The 18,332-nt window shown below is 59.1% G+C and carries 12 protein-coding genes, 3 tRNA genes, 3 rRNA genes and 1 pseudogene; 3 read left to right on the forward strand and 16 right to left on the reverse strand.

Annotation, left to right across the window (positions count from 1 at the left end):
- Positions 1 to 9 precede the first annotated feature (9 nt).
- Positions 10 to 144, forward strand: coding sequence for a hypothetical protein (locus PQR27_RS30785; RefSeq protein ID WP_408527348.1), 135 nt, complete (start codon positions 10 to 12; stop codon positions 142 to 144).
- Between the two features lie 174 nt (positions 145 to 318).
- On the opposite strand, the gene PQR27_RS30790 is transcribed toward PQR27_RS30785, so the two are convergent.
- From PQR27_RS30790 to PQR27_RS30835, 10 genes are all read right to left on the reverse strand, one after another.
- Positions 319 to 395 (reverse strand) — tRNA-Val (locus tag PQR27_RS30790).
- Positions 396 to 471: 76 nt separating this feature from the next.
- The gene (locus tag PQR27_RS30795) at positions 472 to 1,917 is read right to left on the reverse strand and encodes an NAD-dependent succinate-semialdehyde dehydrogenase (RefSeq protein ID WP_408527349.1); all 1,446 of its coding nucleotides are present in this window, start codon (positions 1,915 to 1,917) and stop codon (positions 472 to 474) included.
- Positions 1,918 to 2,086: 169 nt separating this feature from the next.
- On the reverse strand, positions 2,087 to 3,001 hold the full coding sequence (locus tag PQR27_RS30800; RefSeq protein ID WP_408527350.1) for a LysR family transcriptional regulator: 915 nt from the start codon (positions 2,999 to 3,001) through the stop codon (positions 2,087 to 2,089).
- 23 nt (positions 3,002 to 3,024) lie between these two features.
- Positions 3,025 to 3,360 (reverse strand): ferredoxin, encoded by a 336-nt coding sequence (fdxA, locus tag PQR27_RS30805; protein ID WP_408527351.1) that lies wholly within the window; start codon positions 3,358 to 3,360, stop codon positions 3,025 to 3,027.
- Positions 3,360 to 4,133 (reverse strand): enoyl-CoA hydratase-related protein, encoded by a 774-nt coding sequence (locus PQR27_RS30810; RefSeq protein ID WP_408527352.1) that lies wholly within the window; start codon positions 4,131 to 4,133, stop codon positions 3,360 to 3,362. Before PQR27_RS30810 ends, fdxA begins: the two co-directional genes overlap by 1 nt.
- Positions 4,130 to 5,311 carry a CaiB/BaiF CoA transferase family protein gene (locus PQR27_RS30815; protein ID WP_408527353.1) on the reverse strand — a complete coding sequence of 394 codons (1,182 nt, stop codon included), beginning with the start codon at positions 5,309 to 5,311 and terminating at the stop codon, positions 4,130 to 4,132. Before PQR27_RS30815 ends, PQR27_RS30810 begins: the two co-directional genes overlap by 4 nt.
- Entirely contained in the window at positions 5,308 to 6,693 is a 1,386-nt protein-coding gene (locus PQR27_RS30820) for an FAD-dependent oxidoreductase (protein WP_408528357.1), read from the reverse strand. Before PQR27_RS30820 ends, PQR27_RS30815 begins: the two co-directional genes overlap by 4 nt.
- Before the next feature lie 37 nt (positions 6,694 to 6,730).
- The gene (locus tag PQR27_RS30825; protein ID WP_408527354.1) at positions 6,731 to 7,570 is read right to left on the reverse strand and encodes an ABC transporter permease; all 840 of its coding nucleotides are present in this window, start codon (positions 7,568 to 7,570) and stop codon (positions 6,731 to 6,733) included.
- A complete protein-coding gene (locus PQR27_RS30830) occupies positions 7,570 to 8,403 on the reverse strand; it encodes an ABC transporter ATP-binding protein (protein WP_408527355.1) in 834 nt (277 codons plus the stop codon). The genes PQR27_RS30825 and PQR27_RS30830 overlap by 1 nt, the downstream gene beginning before the upstream one ends.
- 3 nt (positions 8,404 to 8,406) lie before the next feature.
- Positions 8,407 to 9,438, reverse strand: coding sequence for an ABC transporter substrate-binding protein (locus PQR27_RS30835; protein ID WP_408527356.1), 1,032 nt, complete (start codon positions 9,436 to 9,438; stop codon positions 8,407 to 8,409).
- A gap of 517 nt (positions 9,439 to 9,955) precedes the next feature.
- Here PQR27_RS30835 and PQR27_RS30840 point away from each other — a divergent pair.
- On the forward strand, positions 9,956 to 11,083 hold the full coding sequence (locus PQR27_RS30840) for a porin (protein ID WP_408527357.1): 1,128 nt from the start codon (positions 9,956 to 9,958) through the stop codon (positions 11,081 to 11,083).
- 426 nt (positions 11,084 to 11,509) lie between these two features.
- Here PQR27_RS30840 and PQR27_RS30845 read toward each other — a convergent pair.
- Positions 11,510 to 11,623: pseudogene (locus PQR27_RS30845) on the reverse strand (IS6 family transposase); the annotation flags it as partial.
- 207 nt (positions 11,624 to 11,830) lie between these two features.
- On the opposite strand from PQR27_RS30845, the gene PQR27_RS30850 reads away from it, so the two are divergent.
- Entirely contained in the window at positions 11,831 to 12,292 is a 462-nt protein-coding gene (locus tag PQR27_RS30850; protein WP_408527358.1) for a hypothetical protein, read from the forward strand.
- Between the two features lie 193 nt (positions 12,293 to 12,485).
- Here PQR27_RS30850 and rrf read toward each other — a convergent pair.
- The 5 genes from rrf to PQR27_RS30875 form a co-directional block, all read right to left on the reverse strand.
- Positions 12,486 to 12,598 (reverse strand): 5S ribosomal RNA (gene rrf / locus PQR27_RS30855).
- 220 nt (positions 12,599 to 12,818) lie between these two features.
- Positions 12,819 to 15,697, reverse strand: a 23S ribosomal RNA gene (locus PQR27_RS30860).
- Positions 15,698 to 16,020: 323 nt separating this feature from the next.
- Positions 16,021 to 16,096 (reverse strand) — tRNA-Ala (locus tag PQR27_RS30865).
- A gap of 70 nt (positions 16,097 to 16,166) precedes the next feature.
- Positions 16,167 to 16,243: transfer RNA gene (locus tag PQR27_RS30870), tRNA-Ile, on the reverse strand.
- A gap of 77 nt (positions 16,244 to 16,320) precedes the next feature.
- Positions 16,321 to 17,851 (reverse strand): 16S ribosomal RNA (locus PQR27_RS30875).
- Together the 16S, 23S and 5S rRNA genes with 2 tRNA genes alongside form the textbook arrangement of a ribosomal RNA operon.
- Between the last annotated feature and the right edge of the window lie 481 nt (positions 17,852 to 18,332).

An 18,332-nucleotide genomic window follows, 5' to 3' on the forward strand; every position in this document is an offset into this window, starting at 1 on the left:
AGGTTCCAGATGAAACACATCGCAGCATTCTCCGTCGCGACCTGGTCGGCCGCGGCCATTCTGTACTTTGGACAGCACTCGGTGTCGATGATCGTCGTGAGCGGCGTCGTCGCGCTCGCAGGCTTCGATCTGCTTCGTCCTTAGCGGCGCCACGCGCTGACGTAAGGCGTATTTCGACAGCAAGTGCTGCCAGTAACTGCAAGCAATGAGGGAAACTGAAAAGACGGCCGCACAGTGAAAATATGCGTCGAAAGAGGTGCTGCGAGAACATGACAGTAGACGAAAGCAAGGCTGCTTTCGCCTACGTCACATATGCGTTGGTAGGCTCGATTGGATTCGAACCAACGACCCCCACCATGTCAAGGTGGTGCTCTAACCAACTGAGCTACGAGCCTTTAGAGGCGCGAATTATAGAGACTCCGCGCGCGCAGCACAAGACCCGAACTGACATTGATTGTCGGCTGGCTTCGACTATGCCGCCATCACCGAAACCGCCTTCGTGACCAGATAGCCTTCCATGGCTTCCGGGCCGCCTTCCGAACCGTAGCCGGAATCTTTCACGCCGCCGAACGGCATTTCCGGCGACGGCGTGGCCGGCTGGTTGATCCACAGCATGCCGACTTCCATCTGCTGCGAGAGCAGATGCACGTTGCGGAACGATTTCGTGAATGCATAGCCCGCGAGGCCGTACGGCAGACGGTTTGCTTCGGCGATCGCGTCTTCGAGCGTGTCGAAACCGCGGATCGCGGCGATCGGGCCGAACGGCTCGTTGTTGAACACGTCGGCTTCGAGCGACACGTTGGTCAGCACGGTCGGCGCGAAGAAGTTGCCTTCCGAGCCTACGCGTTCGCCACCCGTTTCGACCTTGGCGCCGGTCTTGCGCGCGTCGTCGAGCACCTTGCTCATCGCCGTCAGACGGCGTGCGTTGGCGAGCGGCCCGAGCGTCGTGCCTTCAGCCAGACCGTCGCCGAGCTTGAGGCTCTCAGCGTGCTTGACGAGTGCCGCCGCGAACTCTTCGCGGATGCTGTTGTGCACCAGAAAGCGCGTGGGCGAGATGCACACCTGGCCCGCGTTGCGGAATTTCGCGCCGCCTGCTGCTTTCACGGCCAGCGCCACGTCCGCGTCTTCGGCCACGATCACCGGCGCGTGACCGCCCAGTTCCATCGTCGCGCGCTTCATATGGGCACCGGCGAGCGCCGCCAGTTGCTTGCCGACTGGCGTCGAACCCGTGAACGTGACTTTGCGGATCACCGGATGCGGGATCAGGTAGGCGGAAATCTCGGCCGGATCGCCGAACACGAGGCCCACCGTGCCGGCCGGCACGCCGGCTTCAACGAACGCCTGCAGCAGCGCTGCCGGCGACGCCGGGGTTTCTTCCGGCGCCTTGACGAGGAACGAGCAGCCGCAGGCGAGCGCCGCGCTCAGCTTGCGCACGACCTGATTGACCGGGAAATTCCACGGCGTGAAGGCAGCGACCGGGCCGATCGGTTCCTTCAGCACCGTTTGCTGCGCCGCGAGGTTGCGCGACGGCACGATCCGGCCGTAGACGCGACGGCCTTCGTCGGCGAACCACTCGATGATGTCCGCGGCGGCCAGCACTTCGACACGCGCTTCGGCGAACGGCTTGCCCTGTTCCTGCGTCATCAGGCGGGCGATGTCGGAGGCGCGCTCACGCACCAGTGCCGCGGCTTTGCGCATGGTGGTGGCGCGTTCGTTGGCCGGCACCTTGCGCCAGGCTTCGAAGCCGCGCTGCGCGGCGGCCAGCGCGCGGTCCAGATCGGCGATGCCGGCGTGGGCGACCTTGCCGATGGCCTGGCCAGTGGCGGGATTGATGACGTCGAGGGTTTTGCCGCTGGCGGCGTCGCACCATTCGCCGTTGATCAGAAGTCGGGTATCGGTATAGCCTGATGTGACCATGTTGTGTTCCTGGTGGTTGGAGAACGATCGACCGCGATCCAGAGGGACGGGCGGTCAATCATTTAGGATTGCTGGAATATGGCCGCTCGCAGCGAAGGCTGCGTGGAGGCTACCGAATGCGGCCTCGCCGTGCCCTCCCGGCAAAGTCCAATCGGCAGCAATGCTGAGATCAGGCGTCGCGCAACGCCAGCTCGACATGCTTCAGGCGCCGCACGATACGTTCGACGAACTCCAGCGTCACGTGAGGCAGCACTCGCTGGTTGGGTGCGATGACGCCGACAGTGAGCTCATTGACATTCACGTCGTCGAGCGGCCTCCACACCACCTCGCCACGCGCCAGTTCGTCGAGGAAAGCCAGTTTGGAGAAAAATGAAATGCCCCGCCCCGACGCAATCAGCCGCTTGAGCAGCGTGGTCGAATTGCAGGTGACGCTCGGCTGCAGCGACTCCCAGTACTCGGGAAAATCAGTTGTGACGACGCCCTGGATCGGGGACCGTCCCTCCAGGCGCAGAAAAGCATGATTGCGGCATTCGTCGAAGCTGATGCGCTCGGTCTTTGCTAACGGATGCGACGAAGCCATGACGACACCCGGCGGCAATGAAACCTCGGTTACCACATCGAGACCGGTTGGCAACTTCGTAATGTACGAAATGCCGACGTCGTACTCACCACTGACAAGCCGCGTGGGTACATCGTGCGGCGGCACCGCGGCGATCGAATAGGTGACGGCCGGATAGGCGTCTGAAAACTCCTCGACGGTCGCCGGCAGGAAATCGACGAAGAGCGAATCCATTGCCGCCACCGACACATGTCCCTTGCGTTCGCCTTTGAGGTCGTCAAGTTCGCTGCGCATCAGGTGGAAGTCGTTCAGCGTCGCGCGAATGTGTTGCAACATGCGCTCGCCGGCCGCATTCAAGCGGATGCCATTGGGCAGCCGGTCGAACAGTTCGGTCCCCATCTCCGCTTCGAGCTTGAGGATCTGGCGGTTGACCGCGCTCGACGCGACATAGAGATTCTGCGCGGCCTTGCGGATCGAACTGCAGCGCGCCACTTCGACAAAATATTTCAGGACATTCGCGTGCATCGTGCTGCCTCAGTTCATCGGTGTCAGTTCATCGGCCGCACCGTCCAGGCGGCGACCACGGGATGATCGCAGGCTACCTTGCCCACGTCGCATGCGCCACCCGGGGAACCGAGCGCACTGGCGTCCGCGCCGAAAAAATCCCGGTTCACGGCGGCGAACATGGCCTCCGATTGCGGGAGTTCTTCATCGTGAAAGATCGCATCGGTCGGGCACACTGACACACACACCCCGCAGTTGATGCACTCCTCCGGGTGGATGTAGAGCGTGCGCCCGCCCTCGTAGATGCAGTCGACAGGGCAGCATTTCACGCACGCGCCGTCTTTGACGTCGATGCAAGGCGAAGTGATGACGTAGGCCATCAGCGTCCGCTCCAGACCGGTTTGCGCTTCTCCTGGAACGCGCGTACACCTTCATTTGCGTCCTCGGATTGCAGCGCGGCCACGAGAGCAGGCAGGCGCAACGCCTGGGCGTCCGCCGGCGAGAGCGTGGAGGTGCGCCTGACCACCTGCTTGATCGCCTGCACCGACAGCGGCGCGCACGCGAGCAGCGCCTGAACCCAGCGCCCGACGGCCGCATCCAGTTCGGCACGCGGCACGACTTCGTTGACGAGGCCCATATCGAGCCCCTCGCGTGCCGAAATCCGGCGGCCGGTCATCAGCATCGCCATCGCCTGACGGTAGGGAATCTGGCGTTGCAGCAGGGTCATGCCGCCGTCGAGCGGCATGCGCCCGACGAGCGCCTCGGGCAGCCCGAAGCTTGCCTCGTCGCAGGCGACCACCAGATCACACCCCAGCACCATTTCGAAGCCGCCACCCAGCGCATAGCCGTTGACCCGCGCGATCACCGGCACATTCAGCGTCTCGCGCAGTGCAATGCCGCCGAAACCTCCCGGACGCGGCGCCGCCCAATATTCAAGACCGCTCACAGACGGATTCTTCAGGTCCGCGCCGACGCAGAACGCGCGCTCGCCCTCGCCGGTCAGGACCACGACGCGCACGTCGCGGCTGTGCTCGAGCTCGGTCCACACGCGTTGCAGTTCGGCTTCGGTGGCGAGGTCCACGGCATTGAGCGCTTCGGGCCGCGCCAGCGTCACCGTGGCGACGTGCTGATCGATCACAAGACGCACGCTCATACAGCCTCCGTGGCGAGCTTGCTGCGTACTTGCTGCAGCACCTCTTCGGTATGCTGGCCGAGCCGCGGCGGCGCGCGCCACAGGCCAACCGGTGCGAGTGAAAGCTCGATCGGGCTGCCGATGAAGCGCACCGGCTGGCCCTCGCCCTCGCCTTCCAGAATCAACTGGTTATGCAGGGTCTGAGGATCGACCAGCGCTTCGCGCAGGTCACGCACCGGCGCACACAACAGGTCCTGTTCCTCGAGCCGGGCGAGCCAGTAGTCGCGCGTGTTGCTCGCAAAGCGCTCCCGGAAGGTCCGCTGCAATTCGGCCTTGTGAGCGAACTGCTGGTTGAGATCGCAAAAGCGCGCGTCCAGCGAGAGATCGTCGATCTGCAGCGCGGCGCAGATGTCGCGCAGCGGATTCGCCTTGAATGCACCGACGAGCACCAGCGCGCCGTCCTCGGTATCGAAGACACCCGAAAGCGGCATCGCGGCCCAGTTCACTTCCGAGTCAGCCATCATGATCATGGCGGCTTCCTGCATCTGCATCGCCAGCATCGAGTTGTACAGCGACACGTTGACCTTCTGCCCCTCGCCCGTGCGCTCACGATGCAGCAACGCGAGCAGGATGCCCTGCACCATGTGCATGCCCGCCGAATAGTCGGCGAGCGCGGTCGGGTACACGGAAATCGGCAGCGACTCATCCGCGCGACGCGCCATCACGCCGCTCATCGCCTGGGCAAGCACGTCCTGGCCGCCCTTATGCGCATACGGTCCGGTTTCACCGAAGCCCGTGCCCACCGCGTAAATGATCCGCGGATTCAAGCGACGGCAGTCTTCATAGCCGACACCCATGCGGTCCATCACGCCCGCGCGGAAATTGCTGACGACCACATCCGCTTCCGCGATCAGCGCCTTCAGATCAGCCATCTGTTGCGCGTCGCGCAGGTCGAGTGCCACGCTGCGCTTGTTGCGGTTCAAACTGCAGAAGATCGGATTGTCCGCGCCGGCCACCGGCTCGAACGTCGAGCGGCTGAGATCGCCCGTGCCCTTTCTCTCGACCTTGATCACGTCGGCGCCGTAATCAGCGAGCATCTGCGTGCAGACCGGGCCCATCATCACCTGCGTCAAATCGACTATACGTACCCCTGCAAGCGGCAGGTCAGGCGTCTTTGCAACGTGGTCGGCGACGCTCATGCGGCCTCCCGCTTGTTGATGTGCACGGCAAGCGACGGGACGTCGGCGTTGCGGCCGGTCTGGTCGCCCGGATCGGCGCCTTGCGCGCGCAAGGTCTTCTGCAGCGTGTGCACGTCGACGTCACGCACCCGCACGCCCGCGCTGAGCGCGAGCGCGGCAGCTACCCCAGCGGCTTCGCCCATCGCCATGCAAGGCGGGATTTCACGCGACATCTTCTGCGCCTGCGAGGTTGCCGAATAGTGGCGGCCGGCAACCAGCAGGTTGTCGATCTGCTTCGGCAGGAGCACGCGATACGGCATGTAGTAGTCACGGCCACGCGCGATGCTGTCGTTAAAACGCGTGCGCTGCGCGAGATCATCCTTCGTCATCACATACTCGCCTTCGAGCAGGCGCGTCTGACGCACGCCGGTTTGCGGCGCGACGTCGATCACGTAACACTGCTCAAAGCCTGGCAGCTTCTCGCGCACGAAATCGACCACCGCGTGAATGTGTTGACGCCCCTGCACTTCAGCGCGTGTCAGGTCCTCGGGTTTGAGGCCGTCGAGCCCCGCCATGTGCGGGCAGTTGCACCACACCACCCCGGGCAACGGTGTCTTCAGCCACCAGCAGCCCCACGAGCCACCGAGAATGCGCTTGATCTGGCGATCCAGTGCCGCGAATGCCTCGGGTTCTTCGGCTTCGAAACGCTCGGCCGCCTCCGTATCGACGCCGCCGAGCCGGAATACCGTGGTCGTAATATAGGTGCCGCCGACATGCGGCACGCCCGCCGACGCCGCGACATCCAGGTCGCCCGTTGCGTCGATCACGACGTCGGCAAGGATCGCTTCACGGCCGCTCTTCGTTTCGCAGATCACGCCCTTCACCTGACCGTCCTCGACCAACGTGCGCGAGAACCATGAATGCAGACGCAACTTGATGCCGAGCGATTCCACCATCTCCAGCGCGACGCGCTTCATCGCGTCCGGGTCGAACGCCGCGGCGAAGCACACCGGATGAGGCGTCTTCTGGCTGTGAAAGTCGAACGTGCCCCAGCGGCCCCACTGGCGATAGGCGGCCGGATCCTCGCCCCACTCGTCCGAGCGCGGAAACACCGCCAGCTTGCGCGCGGCCATTCGTTCGATGAAGGTCATGCAGACACCGCGCACCGAAATTTCCTGCAGGTGGTTGTCCCACATGTCGTCGAGTACCAGCACCATGCCGCCGGATGCAAGGCCGCCCAGATGGTTGTAACGCTCCAGCAAAATCACCTCGGCGCCGTTGCGCGCCGCGCCAATCGCTGCCGACAGGCCAGCGGGACCGCCACCAACCACCACGACATTTGCCTTGGCCGCGACGCGCACATCGCGTGCGCTTTCCTGAATCAGATCGCTGATCATATTGATTTATCTCCTCTGAGAATTCGGGTGTTTCGTGTTCGGTTCAGTGCGCGCTTTCGGGTTGCCATCTGACCACCAGCCGCTCGACGATCGCGATCGCCAGGAAAAACAGGCCGGACAGCACGGCGCTCATGATGATCGCCGTATACAGCAAGGCCGAATCGAAGCTGTAAGTCGCCTGGATGATCATTGCGCCGATACCTTGCGTGGCGCCGATCCACTCGCCGACCACCGCGCCAATCACCGACATCGACGCGGCAATGCGCAATGCGGAGAAGAGATACGGCAGCGAAGCGTAGAGGCGCAGCTTGAAGAAGATTTCGCGCTTGCTTGCCGACAGGATCTGCATCAGTTCCATCGCCTGCGGATTCACCGCCTGCAGTCCGCGGACCATGTTCACCAGCGTCGGAAAGAAACAGACGATCGCCGCGATCGTGATCTTCGGCTCAAGGCCGTTACCCATGATGAGAACCAGAATCGGCGCCTTCGCGACTACCGGAATTGAGTTGATCATCACCGCGACCGGATAGAAGATGTCCTGCAGCGTCTTGTTGTGCACGAAGACGGTGGCGATCAGAATCGCCGCCAGGTTGCCGAGCAGGAAGCCGCCCGTCGCCTCGATCGCGGTCGGCACCAGGTTCTGCAACAGTACATCGCTCTTGCTGAGAAGCGTCTCCAGAACGAGTAACGGCGACGGCGCGATAAACGGCTTCACATGAAAGCCCGCCACGACCGCCCACCACGCGAAGAGCAGGCCCGCGACACCGAGTACCGGCAGAAGGCGCGCCCGCCACAGCCGCTGACGGCGACTCGCAAGCCAGGCCTGCGCTTCAGGGTCCGCCGCTGGCGAAGACAGATTCAATTGCATTTCGGACGTGGTCATCAGCAGGTCTCCAGTACGCGTCGCAGATAGGCGGCGAGTTCGACGAATTCACGGGTCTCGCGGATATCGAGCGTTCGATCTTCCGGCAGCCCGACCGGGACGATCTCCTTCACACGCCCGGGGTTGGCGGCCAGCATCAGCACCCGCTGGCCGAGAAACGCCGCCTCATAGATGCTGTGTGTGACGAAGAGGGTCGTGAGGCCCATCTCTTTCCAGACGCGGCGCAATTCTTCGTTCAGACGATCACGCGTGATTTCATCGAGCGCGCCAAACGGCTCGTCCATCAGCAGGACTTTGGGGTCGCTGACGAGCGCGCGCGCAATCGCGACACGCTGGCGCATCCCGCCGGACATCTCGTGCGGGTAGGCATCCTCGCGACCCTTGAGGCCGACGAGTTCGAGCAGTTCACGGGGCGTCGCCCGGCCAGCACGTGCCTTGCCGCCCGCTACTTCAAGCGGCAACTGCACGTTCTGGATGGCCGTGCGCCACGGCAGCAACGCCGCGTCCTGAAACACGAAGCCGATGTCCCGATGCTCACGCGCGACACGTGGCGCCGCGCCAAGCACACTGATCTCGCCGCGACTCGGCTTGATGAGGTCCGCGACGACGCGCAGGAACGTCGACTTCCCGCAGCCCGACGGACCCAGAAGGGTGAGGAATTCGCCGGCCGCGACGTCAAGGCTCAACCCCTCGATCGCGGTGACGCTGCGCCGATCGGTGAAGAAGCGTACGTTGATATTGCGGCAGCTAATCGACAGATTGCTGTCTTGCAGGCCGGCGACGGACGAGCCGGCCCCGTCCGCGCGCGGCGGATTGATAGTGGCAGCATGCATGGATTACCCCTTGAGGCGAGAGGAACGGGTGGCGTTGAGAACGTCCATCGTCATCACGTCATCGACTTTTGGCTGACCTCTTTGGAACTGGCCCAGTTGACCGTACATCGCGATCTGCTCTTCCCAGACCTTCGCGTCCATCGTGCCCCAGCCCTGGGTCTGCGTGGTCTGATCGAACGCGTAGCCCATCAGCGAATCGATTGCGACGCGCTCATCGGCACGGTTCAGGTTCGGATATTCCTTGATGAGCAGATCGACAGCCTGATCGCGATGCGCATTCGCGTAGGTCCAGCCACGCGCGGTGGCGCGCAGGAAACGCGCAACGGTGTCGGGATGGTCCTTGAGCGTTGCGGTGTTCGCGTAGTACGGCAGCGCGTAGAGGCGCACGCCGGTATCCCACAGGCGCAAATCGACGCGATCTGCCCCGAGCGGCTTAAGTGCCGTGGTGTTGGTTTGCCAACCGGTTACCGCATCGACCTGACCGCTCAGAAGCGGCATCATGTCCGCGCCGATCGGCACAATGTTGACCTGGCTTTCCGGGATTTTGTTCTTCGCGAGCAGCGCCTTGAGCAGCACCATGCCCGTCGACTGGATACCGATCTTCTTGCCGATCATGTCGTGCGGCGTGCGCACAGGATTTTTCTTGAGCGAAAAGAAACTGTAAGGATGCTGTTGCAATCCGACGGCGATGCACTTGATCGGCAAGCCTTCCGAGACTGCGAGCATGATCGACGGGCTGGACGAAATCTCGCCGGCCTCGGATCGGCCCGAGGCGACAATCGCAACGCCATCAATGTTCGGGCCACCCGGCTGGATGTGAAAATCGATTCCTTCCTGCTCGTAATATCCGAGCCGCTTCGCCGTCACCTCTCCGACCTGGTTGCCGCCCGGGATCCAGCCCAGTTGCATATTGACGGTTGCCCTGTCGCCCGCAAAGGCACGCACCGACAGCAGTGCGCCCGTTGCAGCCATGCCGCCCGCCGCGAGTGTCATTCGCAGCAAACGCCGACGTCCGGCATTTTCGATTACTGACATCATCTCCTCCGTTGGTCCTTCCTGATACAAGGGACTGGGCCTCTAACGCTCAGTGCTGCCGGTCAAATCGATTATTAAGAGTCAAAAGTGTCCCCGCAAGCATCAATTTTGAAGATGAGTGATGCCGAAATTAGAGCACCCCATCTGTGCGCGATTTCCGACAAAGCACCCAAAAGCGTGCGCGATTCGTGCACCTCTTTGACCTCGACGCGCTAAAAATTCGATCACTGGTAGTCAAATTCGGTGCTAGCTGTCGCGAATTTTGTTCCGCAAGAATCGGCAGCAATCGCATCAGATTCGTATCGGCGCGCAGAGCGATCATCGAAAGGCGTTTGTAATGACACGCAATCTCACTGTGGGAGCACAGCGCTGAGCTGGCTGTTACCCGGAGAAAGCTGAGACCGTCATCGGAAGCACAAAGACATCGCTGTGCAATACGTTTGTTTCGTGATCCTAATTTCCAGTCAGCTTCAGGCTTTCGCTTTTACTTTCCCAAAACAAGCGTTCAAAGGAAACCATGAATCGACGCATCCTTGTTCTCGCCACCATGGCTCTGTTCTGCCAGACGGCATCTGCCCAAAGCAGCGTGACCCTGTACGGCCTGATTTCGACCGGCATCGTCTACGCGAATAACCAGAAAGGGGCCGACAAGCAAGGCCACTCGACGTGGCAATTCGCGAGCGGCCCGATGCAGACGCCTCGCTGGGGGATGAAGGGTGAAGAGGATCTGGGCGGAGGAATGAAAGCCATCTTCACGCTGGAAAACGGCTACAGCGTCGCTACTGGCGCCCTGTCGCAAGGCGGCCGTGAATTTGGCCGGCAGGCTTTTGTCGGCTTGTCGTCGAATACCCTCGGCACGGTGACCTTAGGCCGTCAATACGATGAGGCAGTCACCCTGTGTGTGTTCTCGTCGGCCTGTCAGTTTGCGGCATACGGCGCGCACATTGGCGACAGTGATAACGTGTTCGACACGTTCCGCATCAATAACGCAGTCCAGTACAAGAGCGTCGACTATAAAGGTCTTCAGTTTGAAGGCCTCTACGGGTTCTCGAACAAGGCAGGCGGCTTCTCCGACAACAATGCCTATAGCGCGGGGGTGCAATATCGCAACGGGCCGCTGTCAGCCGGTCTGGCGTACCTTCAGGTCAATACACCGAACGACCCCAATAACACGAACGGCGCTGTGGTCAACGACTATGGCTTCACGTCACCGTTCATCACGAATCCGGCAACCAACGCCGGCGTCAGCAAGCAGAGAATGTATGGAGCGGGGGGCGCCTATGGGTTCGGGGCGGCTAGCGTGTCGCTGCTTTATACCAACGCGCGATTCGACTATGTCGACACGTCGCGCCTGACACTTCAGAATTTTGAGGTTTCGCTGACCGACTATGTGACGCCACAACTCATGCTTGGCGCCGCGTATATCTTCACGACAGGGCAATACCGCCCGCAGGACAACAGTCCAAAATGGCATCAGGTAAATGCCGGCGTGGACTACTTTCTGAGTAAGCGCACCGATCTCTTCTTCGTGGGCATCTATCAGAAAGCGGCCGGCGACGCGCAATACGCGCAGATCTATTCGCTTTCCCCGTCCACCACCAAGTCGCAAGTCTCCGCCGTGATCGGACTCAGGCATAAATGGTAAGTAGCATGACTAACTTATTGAGCGGAAGGATATTCCAACCGGCCATCGTTGCGCGTCCCGCACACGCGGCGTCTGCGTGCGGCATGCAAGAACGCTACGACCGTTGCTGTCATTCGCGCTTCGTTGTAGTGGCCGCTTTTCAAATAGCCGGTTCGAAACGGGTAGTCGGTATTCTTATCCGTAAGAGACGTGCACCCATGTGAGTCGACGCGGATCAGCGCGTCTGCGCGGGTCCTCGTGGAACCGCCTGACAATTGGCGATCGCAACGCCAGCGCCCAATTCCATGACAGCCAGCTTTCGGCGTTTGGATCCGGGTTCCGGGCTGGTACATGTGCCGTCGCGAAAGCCGAGCACGCGACGCCCGTGTTCGCGCGTGAAGCGTGAGGTGCTGGCTGTTCTCAACTCGTTTAATCAGGTGGACACGGTCGCTCGAGCAGCCGCAGTTCAATGTCACGCAAGCTCGACTGGAAGCGGAAGTACCGGCGCGCTGCGCAGTGATTGATGGCGACAGGCCGGCGATGCCCGTAGTAGAGCGATTTCGATTCCGACGTCGCAGTACCTTACGCAATTCACTCCGCAACCTGACAATTCGCATCTAACGCATGCCGTTTGCATGAAAAATTGGCAAGCAAACGATTGCTTGTCAAAAAAATGAGCCAGTTTGCGTACGGAAACCACGGGAAGGTCTCAACCTTTTATCGCCCGCGCCGTTATTGCGTCTGCACAGGCATAAATATTGGACCTTCATGGCACAAGCTATTCCATTTTCCCGTAACACTGGCGCTGCGCGTGCGCGACATGCCAAAGCCATGCTGTTACCGATCGCCCGGCGGACCGCCGATGAACTCGCACTGCGAGTTCATCTCGCGCTCGACGCGTTGCGTCGCGGCGTCGGCGGCATGTCCGATGCGCAAACGCTTACGCAAGTCATGCTGTTGACCGGCTTTCTGGCTGAATCTGGCTTCGGCTCGGCGACCGGCGAGCAACTCGGTGCGGCCGAGCGAGCGGTAGCCGCGGTCTTCGATATCGGTCGCGAGACCGGCGAATGGCGGTTGGATAGCGAAGCATTTGCGCTTTTTGCTGAAATCGCGACGAATTACGACCGGCAACTGCATGGCGCGCCCCTTTGGGCCGTCACCGATGCCAGCGAGCGCCTCGACCGGTTTACCGCAGGCATGTCATATCAGCCGGTGCGGAGACGGGCTTAATGGAATCGAGTGACATAGGCCAGCGAGGGAAGCCCGTCGGCCAAGTTGGTCTGTCGCTGAAGGTTGCTGTATGGGTTGGGGCTGCGATAGTGCGGCGAAACTGTTCGCTTGAGATTCCCGGATTGTCCTGTTTTCACGCGCCGTAAACGCAGAAACCCCACCGTTCTGGTGGGGTTTCTGTTGCTGCTAGGGAGCCTGACGATTACCTACTTTCACACGGGAATCCGCACTATCATCGGCGTGGAGTCGTTTCACGGTCCTGTTCGGGATGGGAAGGGGTGGTACCGACACGCTATGGTCATCAGGCATGACTTGTTGTCGTGTCGCCCTTGAGGGCGGCACAACCAATCGGGAAGAAGTAGCTGAGAGGATGCCTCTCGCAACACGTTCAATACGTGCGGGTTGTGTTGTTTCTGGCACAACAACGATCACTCAACCGTGTGTGGTGTCCGCCCCCCCTTCGGGGGTGGGGTCCGCGTAAGTGCTGAAGCACTAGCGCTAACCGGACACGAAACACACCTGTTATAGGATCAAGCCTTACGGGCAATTAGTATCAGTTAGCTTAACGCATTACTGCGCTTCCACACCTGACCTATCAACGTCCTGGTCTTGAACGACCCTTCAAGGGGCTCGAAGCCCCGGGGATATCTCATCTTAAGGCGAGTTTCCCGCTTAGATGCTTTCAGCGGTTATCTCTTCCGAACATAGCTACCCGGCGATGCCACTGGCGTGACAACCGGTACACCAGAGGTTCGTCCACTCCGGTCCTCTCGTACTAGGAGCAGCCCCCTTCAAATATCCAGCGCCCACGGCAGATAGGGACCAAACTGTCTCACGACGTTTTAAACCCAGCTCACGTACCTCTTTAAATGGCGAACAGCCATACCCTTGGGACCGGCTACAGCCCCAGGATGAGATGAGCCGACATCGAGGTGCCAAACACCGCCGTCGATATGAACTCTTGGGCGGTATCAGCCTGTTATCCCCAGAGTACCTTTTATCCGTTGAGCGATGGCCCTTCCATACAGAACCACCGGATCACTATGACCTGCTTTCGCACCTGCTCGACTTGTCGGTCTCGCAGTTAAGCACGCTTATGCCATTGCACTATCAGCACGATTTCCGACCGTACCTAGCGTACCTTCGTACTCCTCCGTTACACTTTGGGAGGAGACCGCCCCAGTCAAACTGCCTACCATGCACTGTCCCCGACCCGGATCACGGGCCAAGGTTAGAACCTCAAACAAACCAGGGTGGTATTTCAAGGACGGCTCCACGCAAACTGGCGTTCACGCTTCATAGCCTCCCACCTATCCTACACAGATCGGTTCAAAGTCCAATGCAAAGCTACAGTAAAGGTTCATGGGGTCTTTCCGTCTAGCCGCGGGGAGATTGCATCATCACAAACACTTCAACTTCGCTGAGTCTCGGGAGGAGACAGTGTGGCCATCGTTACGCCATTCGTGCAGGTCGGAACTTACCCGACAAGGAATTTCGCTACCTTAGGACCGTTATAGTTACGGCCGCCGTTTACCGGGACTTCAATCAAGAGCTTGCACCCCATCATTTAATCTTCCGGCACCGGGCAGGCGTCACACCCTATACGTCCACTTTCGTGTTTGCAGAGTGCTGTGTTTTTATTAAACAGTCGCAGCCACCAGTTTATTGCAACCCCTTCACCCTTCTGGCGCAGGCCAGTCAAGCTACAGGGGCGTACCTTATCCCGAAGTTACGGTACCAATTTGCCGAGTTCCTTCTCCCGAGTTCTCTCAAGCGCCTTAGAATACTCATCTCGCCCACCTGTGTCGGTTTGCGGTACGGTCTTGTTAAACTGAAGCTTAGAGGCTTTTCTTGGAACCACTTCCAGTTGCTTCTTCACCGAAGTGAATGGCGCCACGCCCTTGAATTGCGCACCCGGATTTGCCTGAGTGCCTTCTCCAACGCAGCGACCGGGACTTCCAACACCCGGACAACCTTCCGCGATCCGTCCCCCCATCGCATTTAACAATGGTGCAGGAATATTAACCTGCTTCCCATCAGCTACGCATTTCTGCCTCGCCTTAGGGGCCGACTCACCCTACGCCGATGAACGTTGCGTAGGAAACCTTGGGCTTACGGCGAGGGGGCCTTTCACCCCCTTTATCGCTACTCATGTCAGCATTCGCACTTCCGATACCTCCAGCGCACTTTTCAATGCACCTTCGCAGGCTTACGGAACGCTCTCCTACCATGCACATAAATGTGCATCCGCAGCTTCGGTATATTGCTTAGCCCCGTTACATCTTCCGCGCAGGACGACTCGATCAGTGAGCTATTACGCTTTCTTTAAAGGATGGCTGCTTCTAAGCCAACCTCCTGACTGTTTTAGCCTTCCCACTTCGTTTCCCACTTAGCAATATTTGGGGACCTTAGCTGGCGGTCTGGGTTGTTTCCCTCTTGACACCGGACGTTAGCACCCGATGTCTGTCTCCCGTGATTGCACTCTTCGGTATTCGGAGTTTGCTATGGCGTAGTAATCCGCAATGGACCCCACAACCATGACAGTGCTCTACCCCCGAAGGTGATACACGAGGCACTACCTAAATAGTTTTCGGAGAGAACCAGCTATTTCCAGGTTTGTTTAGCCTTTCACCCCTATCCACAGCTCATCCCCTAACTTTTCAACGTTAGTGGGTTCGGACCTCCAGTACGTGTTACCGCACCTTCATCCTGGCCATGGATAGATCACCTGGTTTCGGGTCTACACCCAGCGACTGAACGCCCTGTTCGGACTCGCTTTCGCTACGCCTGCCCTAATCGGTTAAGCTTGCCACTGAATGTAAGTCGCTGACCCATTATACAAAAGGTACGCCGTCACCCCTTGCGAGGCTCCGACTGTTTGTATGCATGCGGTTTCAGGATCTATTTCACTCCCCTCCCGGGGTTCTTTTCGCCTTTCCCTCACGGTACTGGTTCACTATCGGTCGATCACGAGTATTTAGCCTTGGAGGATGGTCCCCCCATCTTCAGACAGGATTTCACGTGTCCCGCCCTACTTCTCGTACACCCAGTTCTTCCTCGCTGTTTTCGTCTACAGGGCTATCACCTGCTATGGCCGCACTTTCCAGAGCGTTCGACTAACAATGAAGATAAAGAGTACAGGCTGGTCCCATTTCGCTCGCCACTACTCTGGGAATCTCGGTTGATTTCTTTTCCTGCGGTTACTTAGATGTTTCAGTTCACCGCGTTCGCTTCGCATGACCTATGTATTCAGTCATGGATACTCCATAAGGAGTGGGTTTCCCCATTCGGATATCGGTGGATCAAAGCTCGTTTGCCAGCTCCCCACCGCTTTTCGCAGGCTACCGCGTCCTTCATCGCCTGTGATCGCCAAGGCATCCACCACATGCACTTGTTCGCTTGACCCTATAACGGGTGTGTCTCATGCCGCATCCACTGGGGATGCAGCGCTCCTCACATCGTTACAGGTTGAGTATTCGTGTTGCGCCGTATTCCAAAGCAATCTTTCGATCACCTTTTCATACATTGATACAATCACAACCCTGATTCACCTACTCGCACACCCATCTCTAAGTATGCTTTCGTGAATCTCTTTACTACTTCTTCCTGATTGTTAAAGAACGACAGCCGATATCGCAGTTGCTATAACCGCGTATCACTCTGACTGGCTCAATCGCCAATGCGAAACGCTCTGTGCCTTTAAACACAGAACCCTGCGCATTGAAGATTGGTGGAGGATGACGGGATCGAACCGACGACCCCCTGCTTGCAAAGCAGGTGCTCTCCCAGCTGAGCTAATCCCCCAGTCATGCAGATAACGCAATCTGATAGTCCCGGAGTCTTCACCGGTTAGCTGCAGCCACCGCAGAAACAGTGGTGGGTCTGGATGGATTCGAACCATCGACCCCCGCCTTATCAAGACGGTGCTCTAACCAACTGAGCTACAGACCCCTGAGTCTGTCTGCGTATCTGTCTTAATTTCACAGCCGATAAGCGTGAGCGCTCAACGTTTGACACGTTAGCTCGAGAAAGGAGGTGATCCAGCCGCACCTTCCGATACGGCTACCTTGTTACGACTTCACCCCAGTCATGAATCCTACCGTGGTGACCGTCCTCCTTGCGGTTAGACTAGCCACTTCTGGTAAAACCCACTCCCATGGTGTGACGGGCGGTGTGTACAAGACCCGGGAACGTATTCACCGCGGCATGCTGATCCGCGATTACTAGCGATTCCAGCTTCACGCACTCGAGTTGCAGAGTGCGATCCGGACTACGATCGGTTTTCTGGGATTGGCTCCCCCTCGCGGGTTGGCGACCCTCTGTTCCGACCATTGTATGACGTGTGAAGCCCTACCCATAAGGGCCATGAGGACTTGACGTCATCCCCACCTTCCTCCGGTTTGTCACCGGCAGTCTCCCTAGAGTGCTCTTGCGTAGCAACTAGGGACAAGGGTTGCGCTCGTTGCGGGACTTAACCCAACATCTCACGACACGAGCTGACGACAGCCATGCAGCACCTGTGTTATGGCTCCCTTTCGGGCACCCCCACCTCTCAGCAGGGTTCCATACATGTCAAGGGTAGGTAAGGTTTTTCGCGTTGCATCGAATTAATCCACATCATCCACCGCTTGTGCGGGTCCCCGTCAATTCCTTTGAGTTTTAATCTTGCGACCGTACTCCCCAGGCGGTCAACTTCACGCGTTAGCTACGTTACCAAGTCAATGAAGACCCGACAACTAGTTGACATCGTTTAGGGCGTGGACTACCAGGGTATCTAATCCTGTTTGCTCCCCACGCTTTCGTGCATGAGCGTCAGTATTGGCCCAGGGGGCTGCCTTCGCCATCGGTATTCCTCCACATCTCTACGCATTTCACTGCTACACGTGGAATTCTACCCCCCTCTGCCATACTCTAGCCCGCCAGTCACAAATGCAGTTCCCAGGTTAAGCCCGGGGATTTCACATCTGTCTTAGCGGACCGCCTGCGCACGCTTTACGCCCAGTAATTCCGATTAACGCTTGCACCCTACGTATTACCGCGGCTGCTGGCACGTAGTTAGCCGGTGCTTATTCTTCCGGTACCGTCATCCCCCCAGGGTATTAACCCAGAGGTTTTCTTTCCGGACAAAAGTGCTTTACAACCCGAAGGCCTTCTTCACACACGCGGCATTGCTGGATCAGGGTTTCCCCCATTGTCCAAAATTCCCCACTGCTGCCTCCCGTAGGAGTCTGGGCCGTGTCTCAGTCCCAGTGTGGCTGGTCGTCCTCTCAGACCAGCTACAGATCGTCGCCTTGGTAGGCCTTTACCCCACCAACTAGCTAATCTGCCATCGGCCGCCCCTGTAGCGGGAGGTCCTAAGATCCCCCCCTTTCCTCCGTAGAGCGTATGCGGTATTAATCCGGCTTTCGCCGGGCTATCCCCCACTACAGGACACGTTCCGATGTATTACTCACCCGTTCGCCACTCGCCACCAGGATTGCTCCCGTGCTGCCGTTCGACTTGCATGTGTAAGGCATGCCGCCAGCGTTCAATCTGAGCCAGGATCAAACTCTTCAGTTCAAACCTGTTACTGTTTTCGGTCTCTTTCGAAACCGGTCGCTCACTCAACGTACTGACGAATGATCATCCCATCCGAAGATGGGAAAACCTTCCTTTAATACTAGTGTGAGACTTGATACTTTCGCTTGTCGGCAGAATCCGGAGATCCCACCGCGCGTCGCGCATCAAGCGCCCACACTTATCGGCTGTTAATTTTTAAAGATCGAGTCCGCATTCACTACCAAACCCGCACCGGACACCTCAGCTTCAACCACCCGGCACCGCTTCGTTCTGCGTCGCTGCATCAGCAGCAGAGAAACGAGATTATGAAGAACGACCGGCATGTCGTCAACCCCCCTTTTGTGAATTTTTCTTTGGGTTAACGAGAATCGGCGCCCGAATGTGCACCTCACTATATGGAGCCGGATCGACGCATGCCATCCCATCGTGTGAGAACGGGCGACATCGTCTATAGTGAGGAGCATGTCCGCGCACGCGGCGA

Origin of the sequence: Paraburkholderia fungorum (genome assembly GCF_046027215.1) — a bacterium.
GTDB lineage: Bacteria > Pseudomonadota > Gammaproteobacteria > Burkholderiales > Burkholderiaceae > Paraburkholderia > Paraburkholderia fungorum_D.

Coding starts and splice junctions, on each gene's coding strand:
- PQR27_RS30815 (WP_408527353.1), bottom strand. CDS start 5,311: ATGAGCGTCGCCGACCACGTTGCAAAGACGCCTGACCTGCCGCTTGCA.
- PQR27_RS30810 (WP_408527352.1), bottom strand. CDS start 4,133: ATGAGCGTGCGTCTTGTGATCGATCAGCACGTCGCCACGGTGACGCTG.
- fdxA (WP_408527351.1), bottom strand. CDS start 3,360: ATGGCCTACGTCATCACTTCGCCTTGCATCGACGTCAAAGACGGCGCG.
- PQR27_RS30785 (WP_408527348.1), top strand. CDS start 10: ATGAAACACATCGCAGCATTCTCCGTCGCGACCTGGTCGGCCGCGGCC.
- PQR27_RS30800 (WP_408527350.1), bottom strand. CDS start 3,001: ATGCACGCGAATGTCCTGAAATATTTTGTCGAAGTGGCGCGCTGCAGT.
- PQR27_RS30840 (WP_408527357.1), top strand. CDS start 9,956: ATGAATCGACGCATCCTTGTTCTCGCCACCATGGCTCTGTTCTGCCAG.
- PQR27_RS30825 (WP_408527354.1), bottom strand. CDS start 7,570: ATGACCACGTCCGAAATGCAATTGAATCTGTCTTCGCCAGCGGCGGAC.
- PQR27_RS30830 (WP_408527355.1), bottom strand. CDS start 8,403: ATGCATGCTGCCACTATCAATCCGCCGCGCGCGGACGGGGCCGGCTCG.
- PQR27_RS30850 (WP_408527358.1), top strand. CDS start 11,831: ATGGCACAAGCTATTCCATTTTCCCGTAACACTGGCGCTGCGCGTGCG.
- PQR27_RS30795 (WP_408527349.1), bottom strand. CDS start 1,917: ATGGTCACATCAGGCTATACCGATACCCGACTTCTGATCAACGGCGAA.
- PQR27_RS30835 (WP_408527356.1), bottom strand. CDS start 9,438: ATGTCAGTAATCGAAAATGCCGGACGTCGGCGTTTGCTGCGAATGACA.